General features: G+C 61.2%; 13 protein-coding genes. 10 read left to right on the top strand and 3 right to left on the bottom strand.

Going from position 1 to position 12,473, the window contains the following annotated elements; genetic code table 11:
- Positions 1–34 precede the first annotated feature (34 nt).
- A complete protein-coding gene (locus ASG55_RS06405; protein ID WP_056784625.1) occupies positions 35–1,117 on the top strand; it encodes a bifunctional transcriptional activator/DNA repair enzyme AdaA in 1,083 nt (360 codons plus the stop codon).
- Between the two features lie 58 nt (positions 1,118–1,175).
- Entirely contained in the window at positions 1,176–1,793 is a 618-nt protein-coding gene (locus ASG55_RS06400; RefSeq protein WP_056784624.1) for a DNA-3-methyladenine glycosylase family protein, read from the top strand.
- A gap of 44 nt (positions 1,794–1,837) precedes the next feature.
- On the opposite strand, the gene ASG55_RS06395 is transcribed toward ASG55_RS06400, so the two are convergent.
- Positions 1,838–2,773 carry a LysR family transcriptional regulator gene (locus ASG55_RS06395; RefSeq protein WP_056784621.1) on the bottom strand — a complete coding sequence of 312 codons (936 nt, stop codon included), beginning with the start codon at positions 2,771–2,773 and terminating at the stop codon, positions 1,838–1,840.
- A 225-nt stretch (positions 2,774–2,998) separates the two neighbouring features.
- Between ASG55_RS06395 and ASG55_RS06390 the strand changes: the two genes are divergently transcribed.
- Genes ASG55_RS06390 through ASG55_RS06380 form a run of 3 tightly spaced genes read left to right on the top strand, consistent with a single transcriptional unit; the run spans position 2,999 to position 5,580 of the window.
- The gene (locus ASG55_RS06390) at positions 2,999–3,697 is read left to right on the top strand and encodes a CoA transferase subunit A (protein WP_016774135.1); all 699 of its coding nucleotides are present in this window, start codon (positions 2,999–3,001) and stop codon (positions 3,695–3,697) included.
- Positions 3,698–3,721: 24 nt separating this feature from the next.
- Positions 3,722–4,387 (top strand): CoA transferase subunit B, encoded by a 666-nt coding sequence (locus ASG55_RS06385; RefSeq protein ID WP_016774134.1) that lies wholly within the window; start codon positions 3,722–3,724, stop codon positions 4,385–4,387.
- Positions 4,388–4,398: 11 nt separating this feature from the next.
- Entirely contained in the window at positions 4,399–5,580 is a 1,182-nt protein-coding gene (locus ASG55_RS06380) for an acetyl-CoA C-acetyltransferase (RefSeq protein WP_056784618.1), read from the top strand.
- Between the two features lie 219 nt (positions 5,581–5,799).
- Here ASG55_RS06380 and cobF read toward each other — a convergent pair whose 3' ends face one another.
- Together cobF and ASG55_RS06370 are read right to left on the bottom strand one after the other, a co-directional pair.
- The gene (gene cobF, locus ASG55_RS06375) at positions 5,800–6,555 is read right to left on the bottom strand and encodes a precorrin-6A synthase (deacetylating) (protein ID WP_056784616.1); all 756 of its coding nucleotides are present in this window, start codon (positions 6,553–6,555) and stop codon (positions 5,800–5,802) included.
- Positions 6,555–7,184: a histidine phosphatase family protein gene (locus ASG55_RS06370; protein ID WP_236708155.1), complete on the bottom strand. Its 630-nt coding sequence runs from the start codon at positions 7,182–7,184 to the stop codon at positions 6,555–6,557. Before ASG55_RS06370 ends, cobF begins: the two co-directional genes overlap by 1 nt.
- A gap of 258 nt (positions 7,185–7,442) precedes the next feature.
- Between ASG55_RS06370 and ASG55_RS06365 the strand changes: the two genes are divergently transcribed.
- Genes ASG55_RS06365 through ASG55_RS06345 form a run of 5 tightly spaced genes read left to right on the top strand, consistent with a single transcriptional unit; the run spans position 7,443 to position 12,412 of the window.
- Positions 7,443–8,297, top strand: a complete 855-nt coding sequence (locus ASG55_RS06365) for a MurR/RpiR family transcriptional regulator (protein WP_056784613.1) — start codon at positions 7,443–7,445, stop codon at positions 8,295–8,297.
- A 2-nt stretch (positions 8,298–8,299) separates the two neighbouring features.
- Entirely contained in the window at positions 8,300–8,944 is a 645-nt protein-coding gene (locus ASG55_RS06360) for an isochorismatase family cysteine hydrolase (protein WP_056784610.1), read from the top strand.
- Entirely contained in the window at positions 8,941–10,272 is a 1,332-nt protein-coding gene (locus ASG55_RS06355; protein ID WP_041478625.1) for a glutamine synthetase, read from the top strand. Before ASG55_RS06360 ends, ASG55_RS06355 begins: the two co-directional genes overlap by 4 nt.
- Complete coding sequence (locus tag ASG55_RS06350) at positions 10,256–11,008, top strand: N-formylglutamate amidohydrolase (RefSeq protein WP_056784608.1); 753 nt, start codon at positions 10,256–10,258, stop codon at positions 11,006–11,008. Before ASG55_RS06355 ends, ASG55_RS06350 begins: the two co-directional genes overlap by 17 nt.
- Before the next feature lie 54 nt (positions 11,009–11,062).
- Complete coding sequence (locus ASG55_RS06345) at positions 11,063–12,412, top strand: APC family permease (protein ID WP_056784605.1); 1,350 nt, start codon at positions 11,063–11,065, stop codon at positions 12,410–12,412.
- The last annotated feature ends 61 nt before the right edge of the window (positions 12,413–12,473 follow it).

Below are 12,473 nucleotides of genomic sequence, written 5' to 3'. Positions count from 1 at the left end.
GGAGCCATCGACAAAGCGGATTTACTCTCTGGCTATGAACATACCAGCCGCTGCCCTGCCGCCCCACGCCGAAATGGTTCGCGCCATGCTCGAGCGCGACACTGCCTATGAAGGCGTGTTCTTCACCGCCGTGAAAACCACCGGGATCTTTTGCCGCCCCAGTTGCACGGCGCGCAAGCCGAAACCGGAAAACGTCGAATTCTTCGCCCACGCCGACGAATGCCTGTGCGCTGGTTACCGCGCCTGCCTGCGCTGCAGACCGCTGGACGCAGCGGCCATCGCCCCGGACTGGGTGCAGCGCCTGCTCAATGCGGTGGACGCCGATCCCGAACGGCGCTGGAGCGATGCGCAATTGCTCGCCGAGGGCATCGAACCGCTGAAACTGCGACGCTGGTTCAAGCAGCACTTCGGCATGACCTTCCACGCCTGGCTGCGCACACGTCGCCTTGGCATGGCCTTGGGCGGGATCAGGCAAGGCACGTCGATCGATCACGCGGCGTTCGACTCCGGCTACGAGTCGCTCAGCGGTTTTCGCGATGCGTTTCAGAAGTCCTTCCACATCACCCCGGGCCGTGCGGCCAACAGTGAGCCGTTGCTGTTCACCCGCCTGACCACGCCGCTGGGGCCGATGATTGCCATGGCCGAGCGGCGCGGGCTGGTGTTGTTGGAGTTTCTCGATCGACCGGCGCTGACCCGCGAAGTCGAAGCGCTGCAAAACCGTTACGGCTATGCGGTTGCACCGGGGCATAACGCCCACTTGCAGCAGATCGAGGTGCAACTGGCGGATTATTTCGCCGGCAAACTGACTCAGTTCAGCGTGCCGCTGCACCTGCCCGGCAGCACTTTCGCCCGTGAGGTGTGGGCGGCGCTGCTGCAAATTCCCTATGGCCGCACGAGCACGTACGGCGCCATCGCGGCAGGCTTGGGCAAACCCGGCGCCAGCCGTGCCGTCGGCCTGGCCAACGGGCACAATCGGTTGTCGATTGTGGTCCCGTGCCACCGAGTGATCGGCGCAGACGGCTCGCTGACCGGTTATGGTGGCGGACAACCGCGCAAGGCGTTTCTACTCAGACTGGAAAACGCCGCACTGCAAATGACTCAACAATTGGCTTTTTGAGCCGTGCGATCCAACACGCAAACAGGGATTTCGATGAGTACGTTCGAATCACCGCAACATGGCTGACATGTATGAGATGGCCAGCGCTTTTCTGGCCGCGATAGACACTGACTGGCAGCGCCATGTCAGCGCCGTCGGGCCATGTCTGCATCAGCCACATCCGGCGCGCGACCCGTATGAATCGCTGGTACGGGCGATTGCCTATCAGCAACTGCACGCCAAGGCCGGCGATGCGATCCTTGGGCGTTTGGTGGAGTTGTTCCCCGGCCAGTCGTTTCCGCATCCGCAGCAGATTCTGGCTACCGAGGTCGAGCGACTGCGTGCTTGTGGTTTTTCGGCGAGCAAGATTGCGACGATTCAAGGGATCGCCCAGGCGTCGCTGGACGGCGTGGTGCCGGATTACCCGACTGCACGGGCGATGGACGATGAAACCCTGATCGAACGCCTGACCAGCCTGCGCGGGGTCGGCCGCTGGACCGTGGAGATGCTGTTGATCTACAGCCTGGAACGTATGGACATCCTGCCGGCGGATGATTTTGGCGTGCGTGAGGGATATCGGCGCTTGAAGGGACTGGAGGTGCAGCCGACGCGCAAACAGATGATCGAGATTGGCCAGGCGTGGAAACCTTATCGGACGCTTGCGGCCTGGTATCTGTGGCGCGTGGCCAAGGTTTAGACCGCGTTATCGTTCTTCGCGAGCAGGCTCGCTCCCACACTGAATCAGCGTTCGGCGCTCTGTTTCCGCGCTCCCAGGGTGGGGGGAAAATCGAACTGGCGCTGCAAATCTTCAGCCTTGAGAATCTCGAACAACGCCTGCGCCGCCGCCGACAGGTCATTGCCCGGCTCGGTCAACACACCAATCGCCCGTTCCACCGAATCATTCAAGGTCAGGCAATGCGCGCCCAGCTCACGCATTTGCCCCGCGCACAATGCCGGCACCGCGCTGACCCCAAGCCCGCTGGCAACCATTCGCCCTACCGTCGCCAATTGATGGCTCTCGAACTCCACCGGCAACTTCATTCCGCGCGCCTGCAAATGCTCTTCCAGCATCACCCGCACCGTTGATGGCCGCTGCAGGGTGATGAACGGTTGCTCCAGCAAGGTCTGCCAATCGATGTCGGCGCGACCGGCCAGCGCTGAATCGGCCGGCACCACGGCGACAAAGCGATCGACATACAAAGGCGTGAACGTCATCGACGTGCTCTGCATCGGCGCGAACGCCACACCGAGTTCAACCTGACGATCGCGGACCATTTCCAGCACTTGCTCGTTGATCACGTCGTTGACCGTCACGTTGACGTTCGGATAACGCGCGCGAAAGCTTTTGAGGATCGGCGGCAGCAGATTGCCGGCAAATGACGGCATCGCCGCCAGCGTCACGCGTCCGCGCTGCAGGCTGAAACGCTGGCGCATTTCGTCTTCGGCATTGTCCCAGTCGGCGATCAAGCGGCGCGCCAGCGGCAGCAGGGACTCGCCTTCCGGGGTCAACGCGACATTACGCGTGTTACGGCTGAACAGACGCCCTCCCAGGCCCTCTTCCAGCGCCTTGATGGTCAGGCTGAGCGCTGACTGCGACAGGTGCAGACGCTCGCAGGCCACAGCAAAACTGAGGCTGTGAGCCACGGCGAGAAAGGCCCGGATCTGTTTGATGGTCATGGTCGCTTTGCTCCAGTTGCAAGCTGCAAGCGTCAAGCTGCAAGCCGTGATGCGATGGCCCTGATCGTTCCCACGCTCCTGCGTGGGAACGATCATCGCCGAACGCGTATTGGTGAGATTTATCAATCAATCCACCTTAAAAATCAACTTAACAAATATATCCAGCAGAGAGACACTCCAGTCATTCGGCTAGCCAGCCGCCCGCAAATAATAAAAGAGGTGCCTATGGCAGGTTTCGACAAGCGTGTGTATTCCTACGAGGAAGCGATGGCCGGGCTGGAAGACGGCATGACAGTCATCGCCGGCGGCTTTGGTCTGTGCGGCATTCCGGAAAACCTGATCGCCGAGATCAAGCGCAAGGGCACCCGTGACCTCACCGTGGTTTCCAACAACTGCGGCGTTGATGGTTTCGGCCTTGGCGTGCTGCTCACCGACCGCCAGATCAGCAAAGTCATCGCCTCTTACGTCGGCGAGAACAAGTTGTTCGAAGAGCAACTGCTCAAGGGCGAGATCGAAGTCATCCTTACCCCGCAAGGCACCCTCGCCGAAAAAATGCGCGCGGGCGGCGCCGGCATTCCGGCGTTCTTCACCGCCACTGGCGTTGGCACCCCGGTTGCTGAAGGCAAGGAAGTGCGCGAGTTCAAGGGCCGCAAATACCTGATGGAAGAATCCATCACCGGCGATTTCGCCATCGTCAAAGGCTGGAAGGCCGACCATTTCGGTAACGTCGTTTACCGCCACACTGCGCAGAACTTCAATCCGCTGGCCGCGACCGCCGGCAAGATCACCGTGGTCGAAGTCGAAGAAATCGTCGAGCCCGGCGAACTCGACCCGACGCAGATCCACACCCCGGGTATCTACGTCGATCGAGTCATTTGCGGCACGTTCGAAAAACGCATCGAACAGCGCACCATCCGCAAATAATTCAGGCCTTCGGAGAACAACAACATGGCACTTACCCGCGAACAAATGGCTCAGCGCGTCGCCCGCGAAATGCAGGACGGCTACTACGTGAACCTCGGCATCGGCATTCCGACCCTGGTCGCCAACTACATCCCCGAAGGCATGGAAGTCATGCTGCAATCGGAAAACGGCCTGCTCGGCATGGGCCCGTTCCCGACCGAAGAAACCATCGATGCCGACATGATCAACGCCGGCAAACAAACGGTGACTGCGCGGATCGGCGCGTCGATCTTCAATTCCGCCGAATCCTTCGCGATGATCCGCGGCGGCCATGTCGACCTGACCGTGCTCGGCGCGTTCGAGGTCGACGTCGAAGGCAACATCGCTTCGTGGATGATCCCCGGCAAACTGGTCAAGGGCATGGGCGGCGCGATGGATCTGGTGGCCGGCGCCGACAACATCATTGTCATCATGACCCACGCCTCGAAGGATGGTGAGTCCAAGCTGCTGGCCAAATGCAGCCTGCCGCTGACCGGTGCCGGCTGCATCAAGCGCGTGCTGACCGACCTCGCGTATCTGGAAATCGAAAATGGCGCTTTTGTCCTCAAGGAACGCGCACCTGGCGTCAGTGTTGAGGAAATCGTCGCCAAAACCGCTGGTAAACTGATCGTCCCGGATCACGTACCGGAAATGCAGTTCGCTGCCCAGTGAGGAATTCGAAAATGCAAGACGTCGTCATTGTTGCCGCCACGCGTACTGCGATCGGCAGTTTTCAGGGCTCCCTGGCCAATGTATCCGCAGTAGACCTGGGCGCGGCGGTGATCCGCCAGTTGCTCAAGCAGACCGGCCTCGACGGTGCGCAGGTCGATGAAGTGATCATGGGCCAGGTGCTCACCGCTGGCGCTGGCCAGAACCCGGCACGTCAAGCCGCAATCAAGGCTGGCCTGCCCCACGCCGTACCGGCCATGACCCTGAACAAGGTTTGCGGTTCCGGCCTCAAGGCTCTGCACCTGGGCGCGCAAGCGATCCGTTGCGGCGACGCCGAGGTGATCATCGCCGGCGGTCAGGAAAACATGAGCCTGTCCAACTACATCATGCCGGGTGCGCGCACCGGCCTGCGCATGGGCCACGCGCAAATCGTCGACACCATGATCAGCGATGGCCTGTGGGATGCGTTCAACGATTACCACATGGGCATCACTGCCGAGAATCTGGTCGACAAATACCAGATCAGCCGCGAACAGCAGGACGCCTTCGCTGCCGCCTCCCAGCAGAAAGCTGCCGCTGCGATCGAGGCCGGGCGCTTCGTTGATGAAATCACGCCGATCCTGATCCCCCAGCGCAAAGGCGATCCGGTGGCGTTCAAGGTCGACGAGCAGCCACGCGGCGATACCACCGCACAATCTCTGGCGAAACTGCGTCCGGCGTTCAAAAAGGACGGCAGCGTCACCGCAGGCAACGCCTCGTCGCTGAACGACGGTGCCGCCGCCGTGATTCTGATGAGTGCCGAGAAAGCCAAGTCGCTGGGCCTGCCGGTTCTGGCCAGGATTGCCGCCTACGCCAACGCTGGCGTCGATCCGGCGATCATGGGTATCGGCCCGGTATCGGCCACCCGCCGCTGCCTGGACAAGGCCGGCTGGAGCATCGATCAGCTCGACCTGATCGAAGCCAACGAAGCGTTCGCTGCGCAATCGCTGGCCGTGGCCAAAGACCTGCAATGGGATCTGGACAAGGTCAACGTCAACGGTGGCGCCATCGCCCTCGGTCACCCGATCGGCGCATCAGGTTGCCGCGTGCTGGTGACATTGCTGCACGAAATGCTCAAGCGCGATGCGAAAAAAGGTCTGGCGACCTTGTGCATCGGCGGCGGTCAGGGTGTGGCTTTGGCGCTGGAACGCGGCTGATACGGAGTTCAAGGTTGACGGCGGATCCACGACATCCGCTGTTGGCTGGCAACAAAAAACCCGGTGCGATTTGCGTTGCACCGGGTTTCTTTTTGCCTGTCTACAATCGGTGGTGAATGTTCTGGCCCCTTCGCGAGCAGGCTCGCTCCCACATTCTGCAACGCATTTCCCTGTGGGAGCGAGCCTGCTCGCGAAAGCGCTTGTTCAGGCGCCAACCACTCAAGGCTTGCGCAACAGATAGGTATCCATGATCCAGCCATGCTCCGCTCGCGCCGCCTTGCGCACCCGTTCGATCTCATCGGCCACTTCCGCCAGCCGGCCGCTGAGGAGAATCTCGTCCGGTGTGCCCAGGTAAGCGCCCCAGAAAATCTCGGTCTGCCGATCCGCCACCCGCTGGTAGGAATCCTCGGCATCGAGCATTACCACCAGACTGTCCGCTTCACTCACCTGCCCCGCCGCCAATCGCCGGCCTGTGGTGATTTCTACTGAGCGACCAATCGTGTTCAAAGGTATTTTGTGCTGCGCAGCCAGGGCTTGAACACTGGTAATCCCGGGGATGACTTCATAGTCGAATTCACAGCGGCCTGATGCCTGAATCGCCTGAAGGATCCGCAGTGTGCTGTCGTACAACGCCGGATCGCCCCAGATCAGGAATCCGCCGCACTGGCCGTCGGACAATTCTTCATTGATCAGCCGTTCGAAGGTCTGCTGCTTGGCGAGGTTCAGTGCATCGACGCTCGCTGTGTAGTCGACATCGCCGCGCTCCCGCTCCGGGCTGCTGGCTTCGACAAAGCGATAAGCGTGGTCAGTGATGTAGCGCTCGCAGATCTCCCGGCGCAGGTCGATCAGCGTCTGCTTGCTCTGGCCTTTATCCAGCAGAAAGAACACATCGACCCGATTCAGCGCTTTCACCGCCTGCATGGTGATGTAGTCCGGATTGCCGGCGCCAATGCCGATGACCAGCAGCTGTTTCATCAGAATTCCTCGTCAAGGGCCATGCCCGGCAAGCGTAGCCGCCAGATGCCATTGAAGCGAAAGTCGATCATCGCCAGTGGCTCGACGTCGATTGCGTGGAACGCCGCGCCCTGCAGCACCTGCATTAGCGCCGCGCGCATGACGAACGGATGCGTGACTGCCACTACATGTACTGGGGTTTCGGCAATGGAGTCCAGCCACATTGAGACCCGCTGCGTCAGTTGCCTGACCGATTCGCCGCCGTGGGGTGCGGCTTCAGGATCGGCCAGCCAGGCTTGCAAAGCCTGGTTTTCATTGGCTTGCAGATCCTTGATCGATTGCCCGTGCCAGCGTCCCCAATCGCAATCGCGCAGAGCTTGATCAATCTGCGCATCGACGCCAAACCATGCTGCCGTTTGCTGAGTTCTCAACTCCGGGGCACACACCAGCCGCCGTGTTACCGCCAATCGCGCCCTGAACGCGTCGGACGGAACAGCCAGATTTTCAACAGGCTCGTCCGTAGGAAAACGCGCCAGTTTCTGTGCGATGGTTCGCGCATGGCAAATCAGTGTCAAACGGCTACTTGGCACAAGCAGGTTCTCGGTCGAAAGATAAAACAAACAATGGCACACAGCCGATACGCGTCGCATTGTGCCGTAAAACCTCGGCGTTCAGGGTTGTCACCGGCCAGTCGCTGAGCTTGGGATAGGCAATGTCTGACACAGCAATCGGCAAAGGACTACAACAGCGCGTTACTTCGACGTAGCCCTTATTACACGGGCACCTTGCACACTTTTGGTGCTCGAAAAACCTGTACAAAAATTCGCTAGACATGTAGCACCCATTACATAAATACTCTTTTAACGGAATGTGAAACAAATTCGACACCCCATCCAGCAGGAGCCCGGATGCCCCCTCTCAGAGACCTGATCACCGATCCCGGCCTGGACCTGACGCCGTCGGAACGCAAAGTCGTTCGCGCCCTGCTTGATCAGTATCCACGCAACGGTCTCGGGCCTATGGCGCGACTGGCCGAACATGCCGGTGTCAGCGATCCGACCATCGTGCGTCTGGTGAAAAAGCTCGGTTTCGGCGGTTATGCCGAATTCCAGGAAGCCCTGCTCAGCGACATGGACCATCGCCTGCGTTCACCGCGCACGCTGTTGCAGCCGCGCTCGCAGCAGAACAAGGACGATGCCTGGGCGCATTACCTGGCGGACAGCCAGCGTTTGCTGATCGACACCCAAGCCCTGACCCAGCCTGAAGATGTGCGCATCCTCGTCGAATGGCTGCTCGACAGCCGCCATCAGGTCTACTGTTTCGGAGGCCGCTTCAGCATTCTGCTGGCCAATTACCTGCTCAACCACTTGCGCCTGCTGCGTCCCGGCTGTTTCGCCCTGGAAGATAACGCCCTGCTGCCCGACCGTTTGTACGATCTGCAACGTCAGGACGTGGTGCTGGTGTTCGACTACCGGCGCTACCAGACCCAGGCTTTGCGCGTTGCGCAGGCGGCGAAAAACAACAACGCGCGAGTGGTGTTGTTCACCGATGTCTACGCCTCGCCGCTGCGCGAATTGGCCGACCTGATCATCAGCGCGCCGGTGGAATCGGCGTCGCCGTTCGACACCATGGTGCCGGCGCTGGCGCAGGTCGAGGCGTTGATTGCCTGCCTGACCTTGCGCGTGCCAGACCCGGCCGATCGCCTGGAAGGCATCGATGCCCTGCGCAACGATTTTGCGACTCACCTGCTGGAGGACAAATAAGGATGTTCAGCCTTCCCCACCGCTCGCCACGGGACCTGCCGTTTGCGACCGACCACACCGCTTTGCTGCTGGTGGACATGCAGCGCGCCTGGCTCGAACCGCAATTCGACCCACACCTGAGCGGGGCGGATGCCGAATATTTTCTTCAGCGCACGCGCAGCCAGGTGGTACCCAACCAACAGCGCCTGCTCGGCGCCTTTCGTCAGGCGCAGCAGAACGTGCTGCACACGATTATCGAAAGCCTGACCGCCGACGGTCGCGACCGCTCGCTGGATCACAAACTGTCTGACATGCACCTGCCCAAGGGCAGCGTGCAGGCTCAGGTCATCGCTGAGCTGACCCCGACCGAAAACGAAATCGTGCTGCCGAAGACCTCCTCCGGGGTGTTCAATTCAACCAACATCGATTACGTGCTGCGCAATCTGCAAACCCGCCATCTGATCATCGCCGGCATCGTCACCGACCAATGCGTGGACATGGCCGTGCGCGATGCCGCCGACCGTGGCTATCTGGTCACGCTGGTGGAGGATGCCTGCGCTACTTACACAGCTGAACGCCATCACGCCTGCCTCAACGCGATCAAGGGTTACTGCTGGATCACCGACACCGACACCGTGCTCGGTCGTCTGCGGGAGATGCAGCCATGAGCCCGCGCCTGACCCCGTTGCCGATGACCACACTGGTCACCACCGACCTGATCGGCATCACCCGGGGCCGCTCGTTTCCTAGCGATGAGCTGGAGCATTACCAGGCGGCGGGTTGCGGCTGGGTCCCCGCCAACAGCGCGTTGACGCCGCAGGACATCATCGCCTCGAGCAGTCCGTGGGGCGCGTACGGCGATCTGCGGCTGATTCCGGATCTGAGCAGCCGCGTCACTGTCGGCAGCGGCCCGGACGCCAATGCACCGGTGCTGGATTTCATCCACGCCGATATTCGCGAGACCGACGGCCAGGCCTGGGGCGCCTGCCCACGCACATTGCTGCGCGATGAAATCGAGCGCTATCACGATGAGTTGGGGTTGCAGGTCAACGCCGCCTTCGAACATGAATTCAACCTGCACGCAGGCATTGCCGAACACGCGGCGTTCTCTCTCGAAGCGCAGCGCCAGGGCGCCGAATTCGGCGGCTGGCTGCTCAGCGCCCTGCGCGCCGGCGGCGTCGAGCCGGAAATGTTTCTGCCGGAATACGGCAAGCACCAATACGAAATCACCTGCCGCCCGACTCTTGGCGTAGCGGCGGCGGATCGTGCGGTCAACGTGCGCGAAATCACCCGGGAAATCGCCCGGCAAATGGGCCTCGACCTGAGTTTTGCGCCGAAGACTGCCGCCGAAGCGGTGTGCAACGGTGTGCATCTGCACGTCAGCCTGCTCGATCTGGCCGGCCAGCCGATGTTGTACGACGCCGGCACCAGCAACGGCCTGTCGAGCATCGGCCAGCATTGGGCTGCCGGAGTCCTGCATTTTCTACCGGCGCTGTGCGCGTTCACCGCGCCGACGCCGCTGTCATACCAGCGTTTGCAGCCGCACCACTGGAGCGCGTCGTATGCGTGTCTGGGGCAGCAGAACCGTGAAGCGGCGCTTCGCATCTGCCCGACCGTGACCCTGGGGGGTAAATCCGCTGCGCAGCAGTTCAACCTGGAATTCCGCGCCATGGACGCCACCGCCTCGCCGCATCTGGCCATGGCCGCACTGCTGATTGCCGGGCGGCTGGGCATCGAACAACGTCTGGCGCTGAACGCGATCACCGACGAAATTCCCGATTCACTCAACGACGAGCAACGCAAGGCCCGGGGCATCGTCGCCCTGCCCGCCTCGCTGGCCCAGGCGCTGGATTGCCTGCGTGACAGTGCAGCCTTCAATGAATGGCTGCCCAAGCCGTTGCTCGACACGTATTACGCCCTGAAAACCGAGGAACTGGCGCTGACGGAACAGCTCTCGCCCGCTGACCTGTGTGAGCACTATGCACGCCTGTACTGAATCCGCCGAGCTGGGGTTATACACCCGCCCGGTCTACACCCTGAGCCGCGAGGACTCGACGAATCCGTTGATCCTCGTGTGCGAACACGCCAGTCGATACATCCCCGACGCCCTGAACAATCTGGGCCTGGACGAGGCGGCCGCACGCGAACATATCGCCTGGGACATCGGCGCGCTGCAACTGGCCGAACAGTTGTCGGAACAGCTTGGCGCTACCCTGCTCAGCGCCAACTATTCACGGCTGCTGATCGACCTCAACCGACCGCGCCATGCGCCGGACAGCATCCCGCTGCAGAGCGAGATCTACCCGATACCCGGCAACCGCGAGCTGGATGAGGCGACCCGCGAGTACCGTCGGCAGACCCTGTTCAAGCCGTTTCATGCGCGCTTGCAGATGTTGATCGACGAGCGCATTGCCAAAGGTCTGCCGGTGCGTGTGGTCGGCATTCACAGTTTTACCCCGGTGTATTACGGCCAGCCGCGACCACTGGAAGTCGGCGTGTTGTTCGGCCAGGCCAAAGACTATGCCCTGCGTTTGCTCGACGGGCTGCAAGTGCATCCGCTGAAGGTGGCGGGCAACCAGCCGTACAGAATTGATCCCTTGGGCGACATGACCGTGCCGGTGCACGGTGATGCCCGGGGCCTTGAGGCAGTACTGATCGAGGTGCGCAACGATCTGCTGCGCAGCCCCGAAGCAGTGTCGCGCTGGGCCGGCTACCTCGCACCTTTGCTGTAAATGACGGACCGATAAAACATAAACCGACCGATGGCTGACAAGGAGTTGCGCTTCATGGAAATTGAAGAATTCGGCTACAAGCAAGAGTTGAAACGTAGCCTGACGCTGACCGATCTGGTGGTGTACGGGATGATCTTCATGATCCCCATCGCCCCGTTCGGTGTGTATGGCTACGTCAACGCCGAAGCACCGGGGATGGTGCCGCTGGCGTACATCATCGGCATGGTGGCGATGCTGTTCACCGCGCTGAGTTACGGCAGCATGGCCAAGGCCTTTCCGGTTGCCGGCTCCGTATATTCCTACGCCCAGCGCGGCCTTAATCAACACGTCGGCTTCATCGCTGGCTGGCTGATGCTGCTCGATTACCTGCTGATTCCGCCGCTGCTGTACCTGTATTCGGCGATGGCGCTCAACCATTTGTACCCGGACATTCCCAAGGTCGGCTTCATCCTGGCGTTTCTGGTCAGCGCAACATTCGTCAACCTGCGCGGCATCACCTTCACCGCGCGGATGAACATGCTGTTCCTGCTGGCACAACTGGTCGTGCTGGGCATCTTCCTGTTCTACGCCTGGAACGCCCTGCACAACGGTGGCGGTAACGGTGAGCTGACGCTGGCGCCGCTGTATCACCCGGAAACCTTCAACTTCGCTCTGCTGATGCAAGCGGTGTCGATCGCCGTGCTGTCGTTCCTCGGCTTCGACGCGATCTCCACCCTCGCCGAAGAAATCAAGGAAGATCCGGGCCGCAGCGTCGGCAAGGCAGCGCTGATCACCCTGGCGGTGATGGGCACGATTTTCGTCGTACAGACGTGGATTGCCACCGATCTGGCGGCGGGCATGGGCTTCAAATCCGCCGACACCGCGTTCTATGAAATCGCTGAAATCGCCGCTGGCAGCTGGCTCGCGACCCTGACAGCCGTCGCCACGGCGCTGGCCTGGGGCGTGGCCGTGGCAATCACCTCGCAGGCCGCCGTATCGCGCCTGCTGTTCGGCATGGCCCGCGACGGCAAGCTGCCGAAGGTGCTGGCCAAGGTCCACCCGAAACACAACACGCCGTACCTGAGCATTTATCTGGTGGCGGTGTTGTCGCTGCTGATCTGCTACCTGTTCATCGACGCGGTCGACATCCTCACCTCGCTGATCAACTTCGGCGCCCTCAGCGGTTTCATGCTCCTGCACCTGACGGTGATCAACCACTACTGGCGTCGGCAGAAGTCGGGGCAGTTTGTGCGCCATCTGCTCTGCCCGGTGATCGGCTTCATCATCGTCGCCGCCATCATGTGCAACATGGGCGTCGATGCGCAGAAACTCGGCCTGATCTGGATTGCCCTGGGCCTGGTGTACCTGTTCTTCCTCAACAAGCTCGGCGCCAGCACAGCGCTGCCCGATCCGAGCAAAGGCTGACAAGAAAAAGAGCGGCGTCTGACAACAAATCAGGCGACCGCCGATTCAACGCGTGGACACC

Source organism: Pseudomonas sp. Leaf434, assembly GCF_001425545.1.
Classification (GTDB): domain Bacteria; phylum Pseudomonadota; class Gammaproteobacteria; order Pseudomonadales; family Pseudomonadaceae; genus Aquipseudomonas; species Aquipseudomonas siliginis.
This window is presented reverse-complemented; position numbering and strand designations above follow the sequence as displayed.

What these genes read in the sequence shown, in the direction of transcription:
- ASG55_RS06405 (WP_056784625.1), top strand. Translation starts at nt 35, where the DNA reads ATGAACATACCAGCCGCTGCCCTGCCGCCCCACGCCGAAATGGTTCGC.
- ASG55_RS06400 (WP_056784624.1), top strand. Translation starts at nt 1,176, where the DNA reads ATGGCTGACATGTATGAGATGGCCAGCGCTTTTCTGGCCGCGATAGAC.
- ASG55_RS06395 (WP_056784621.1), bottom strand. Translation starts at nt 2,773, where the DNA reads ATGACCATCAAACAGATCCGGGCCTTTCTCGCCGTGGCTCACAGCCTC.
- ASG55_RS06390 (WP_016774135.1), top strand. Translation starts at nt 2,999, where the DNA reads ATGGCAGGTTTCGACAAGCGTGTGTATTCCTACGAGGAAGCGATGGCC.
- ASG55_RS06385 (WP_016774134.1), top strand. Translation starts at nt 3,722, where the DNA reads ATGGCACTTACCCGCGAACAAATGGCTCAGCGCGTCGCCCGCGAAATG.
- ASG55_RS06380 (WP_056784618.1), top strand. Translation starts at nt 4,399, where the DNA reads ATGCAAGACGTCGTCATTGTTGCCGCCACGCGTACTGCGATCGGCAGT.
- cobF (WP_056784616.1), bottom strand. Translation starts at nt 6,555, where the DNA reads ATGAAACAGCTGCTGGTCATCGGCATTGGCGCCGGCAATCCGGACTAC.
- ASG55_RS06370 (WP_236708155.1), bottom strand. Translation starts at nt 7,184, where the DNA reads ATGCGACGCGTATCGGCTGTGTGCCATTGTTTGTTTTATCTTTCGACC.
- ASG55_RS06365 (WP_056784613.1), top strand. Translation starts at nt 7,443, where the DNA reads ATGCCCCCTCTCAGAGACCTGATCACCGATCCCGGCCTGGACCTGACG.
- ASG55_RS06360 (WP_056784610.1), top strand. Translation starts at nt 8,300, where the DNA reads ATGTTCAGCCTTCCCCACCGCTCGCCACGGGACCTGCCGTTTGCGACC.
- ASG55_RS06355 (WP_041478625.1), top strand. Translation starts at nt 8,941, where the DNA reads ATGAGCCCGCGCCTGACCCCGTTGCCGATGACCACACTGGTCACCACC.
- ASG55_RS06350 (WP_056784608.1), top strand. Translation starts at nt 10,256, where the DNA reads ATGCACGCCTGTACTGAATCCGCCGAGCTGGGGTTATACACCCGCCCG.
- ASG55_RS06345 (WP_056784605.1), top strand. Translation starts at nt 11,063, where the DNA reads ATGGAAATTGAAGAATTCGGCTACAAGCAAGAGTTGAAACGTAGCCTG.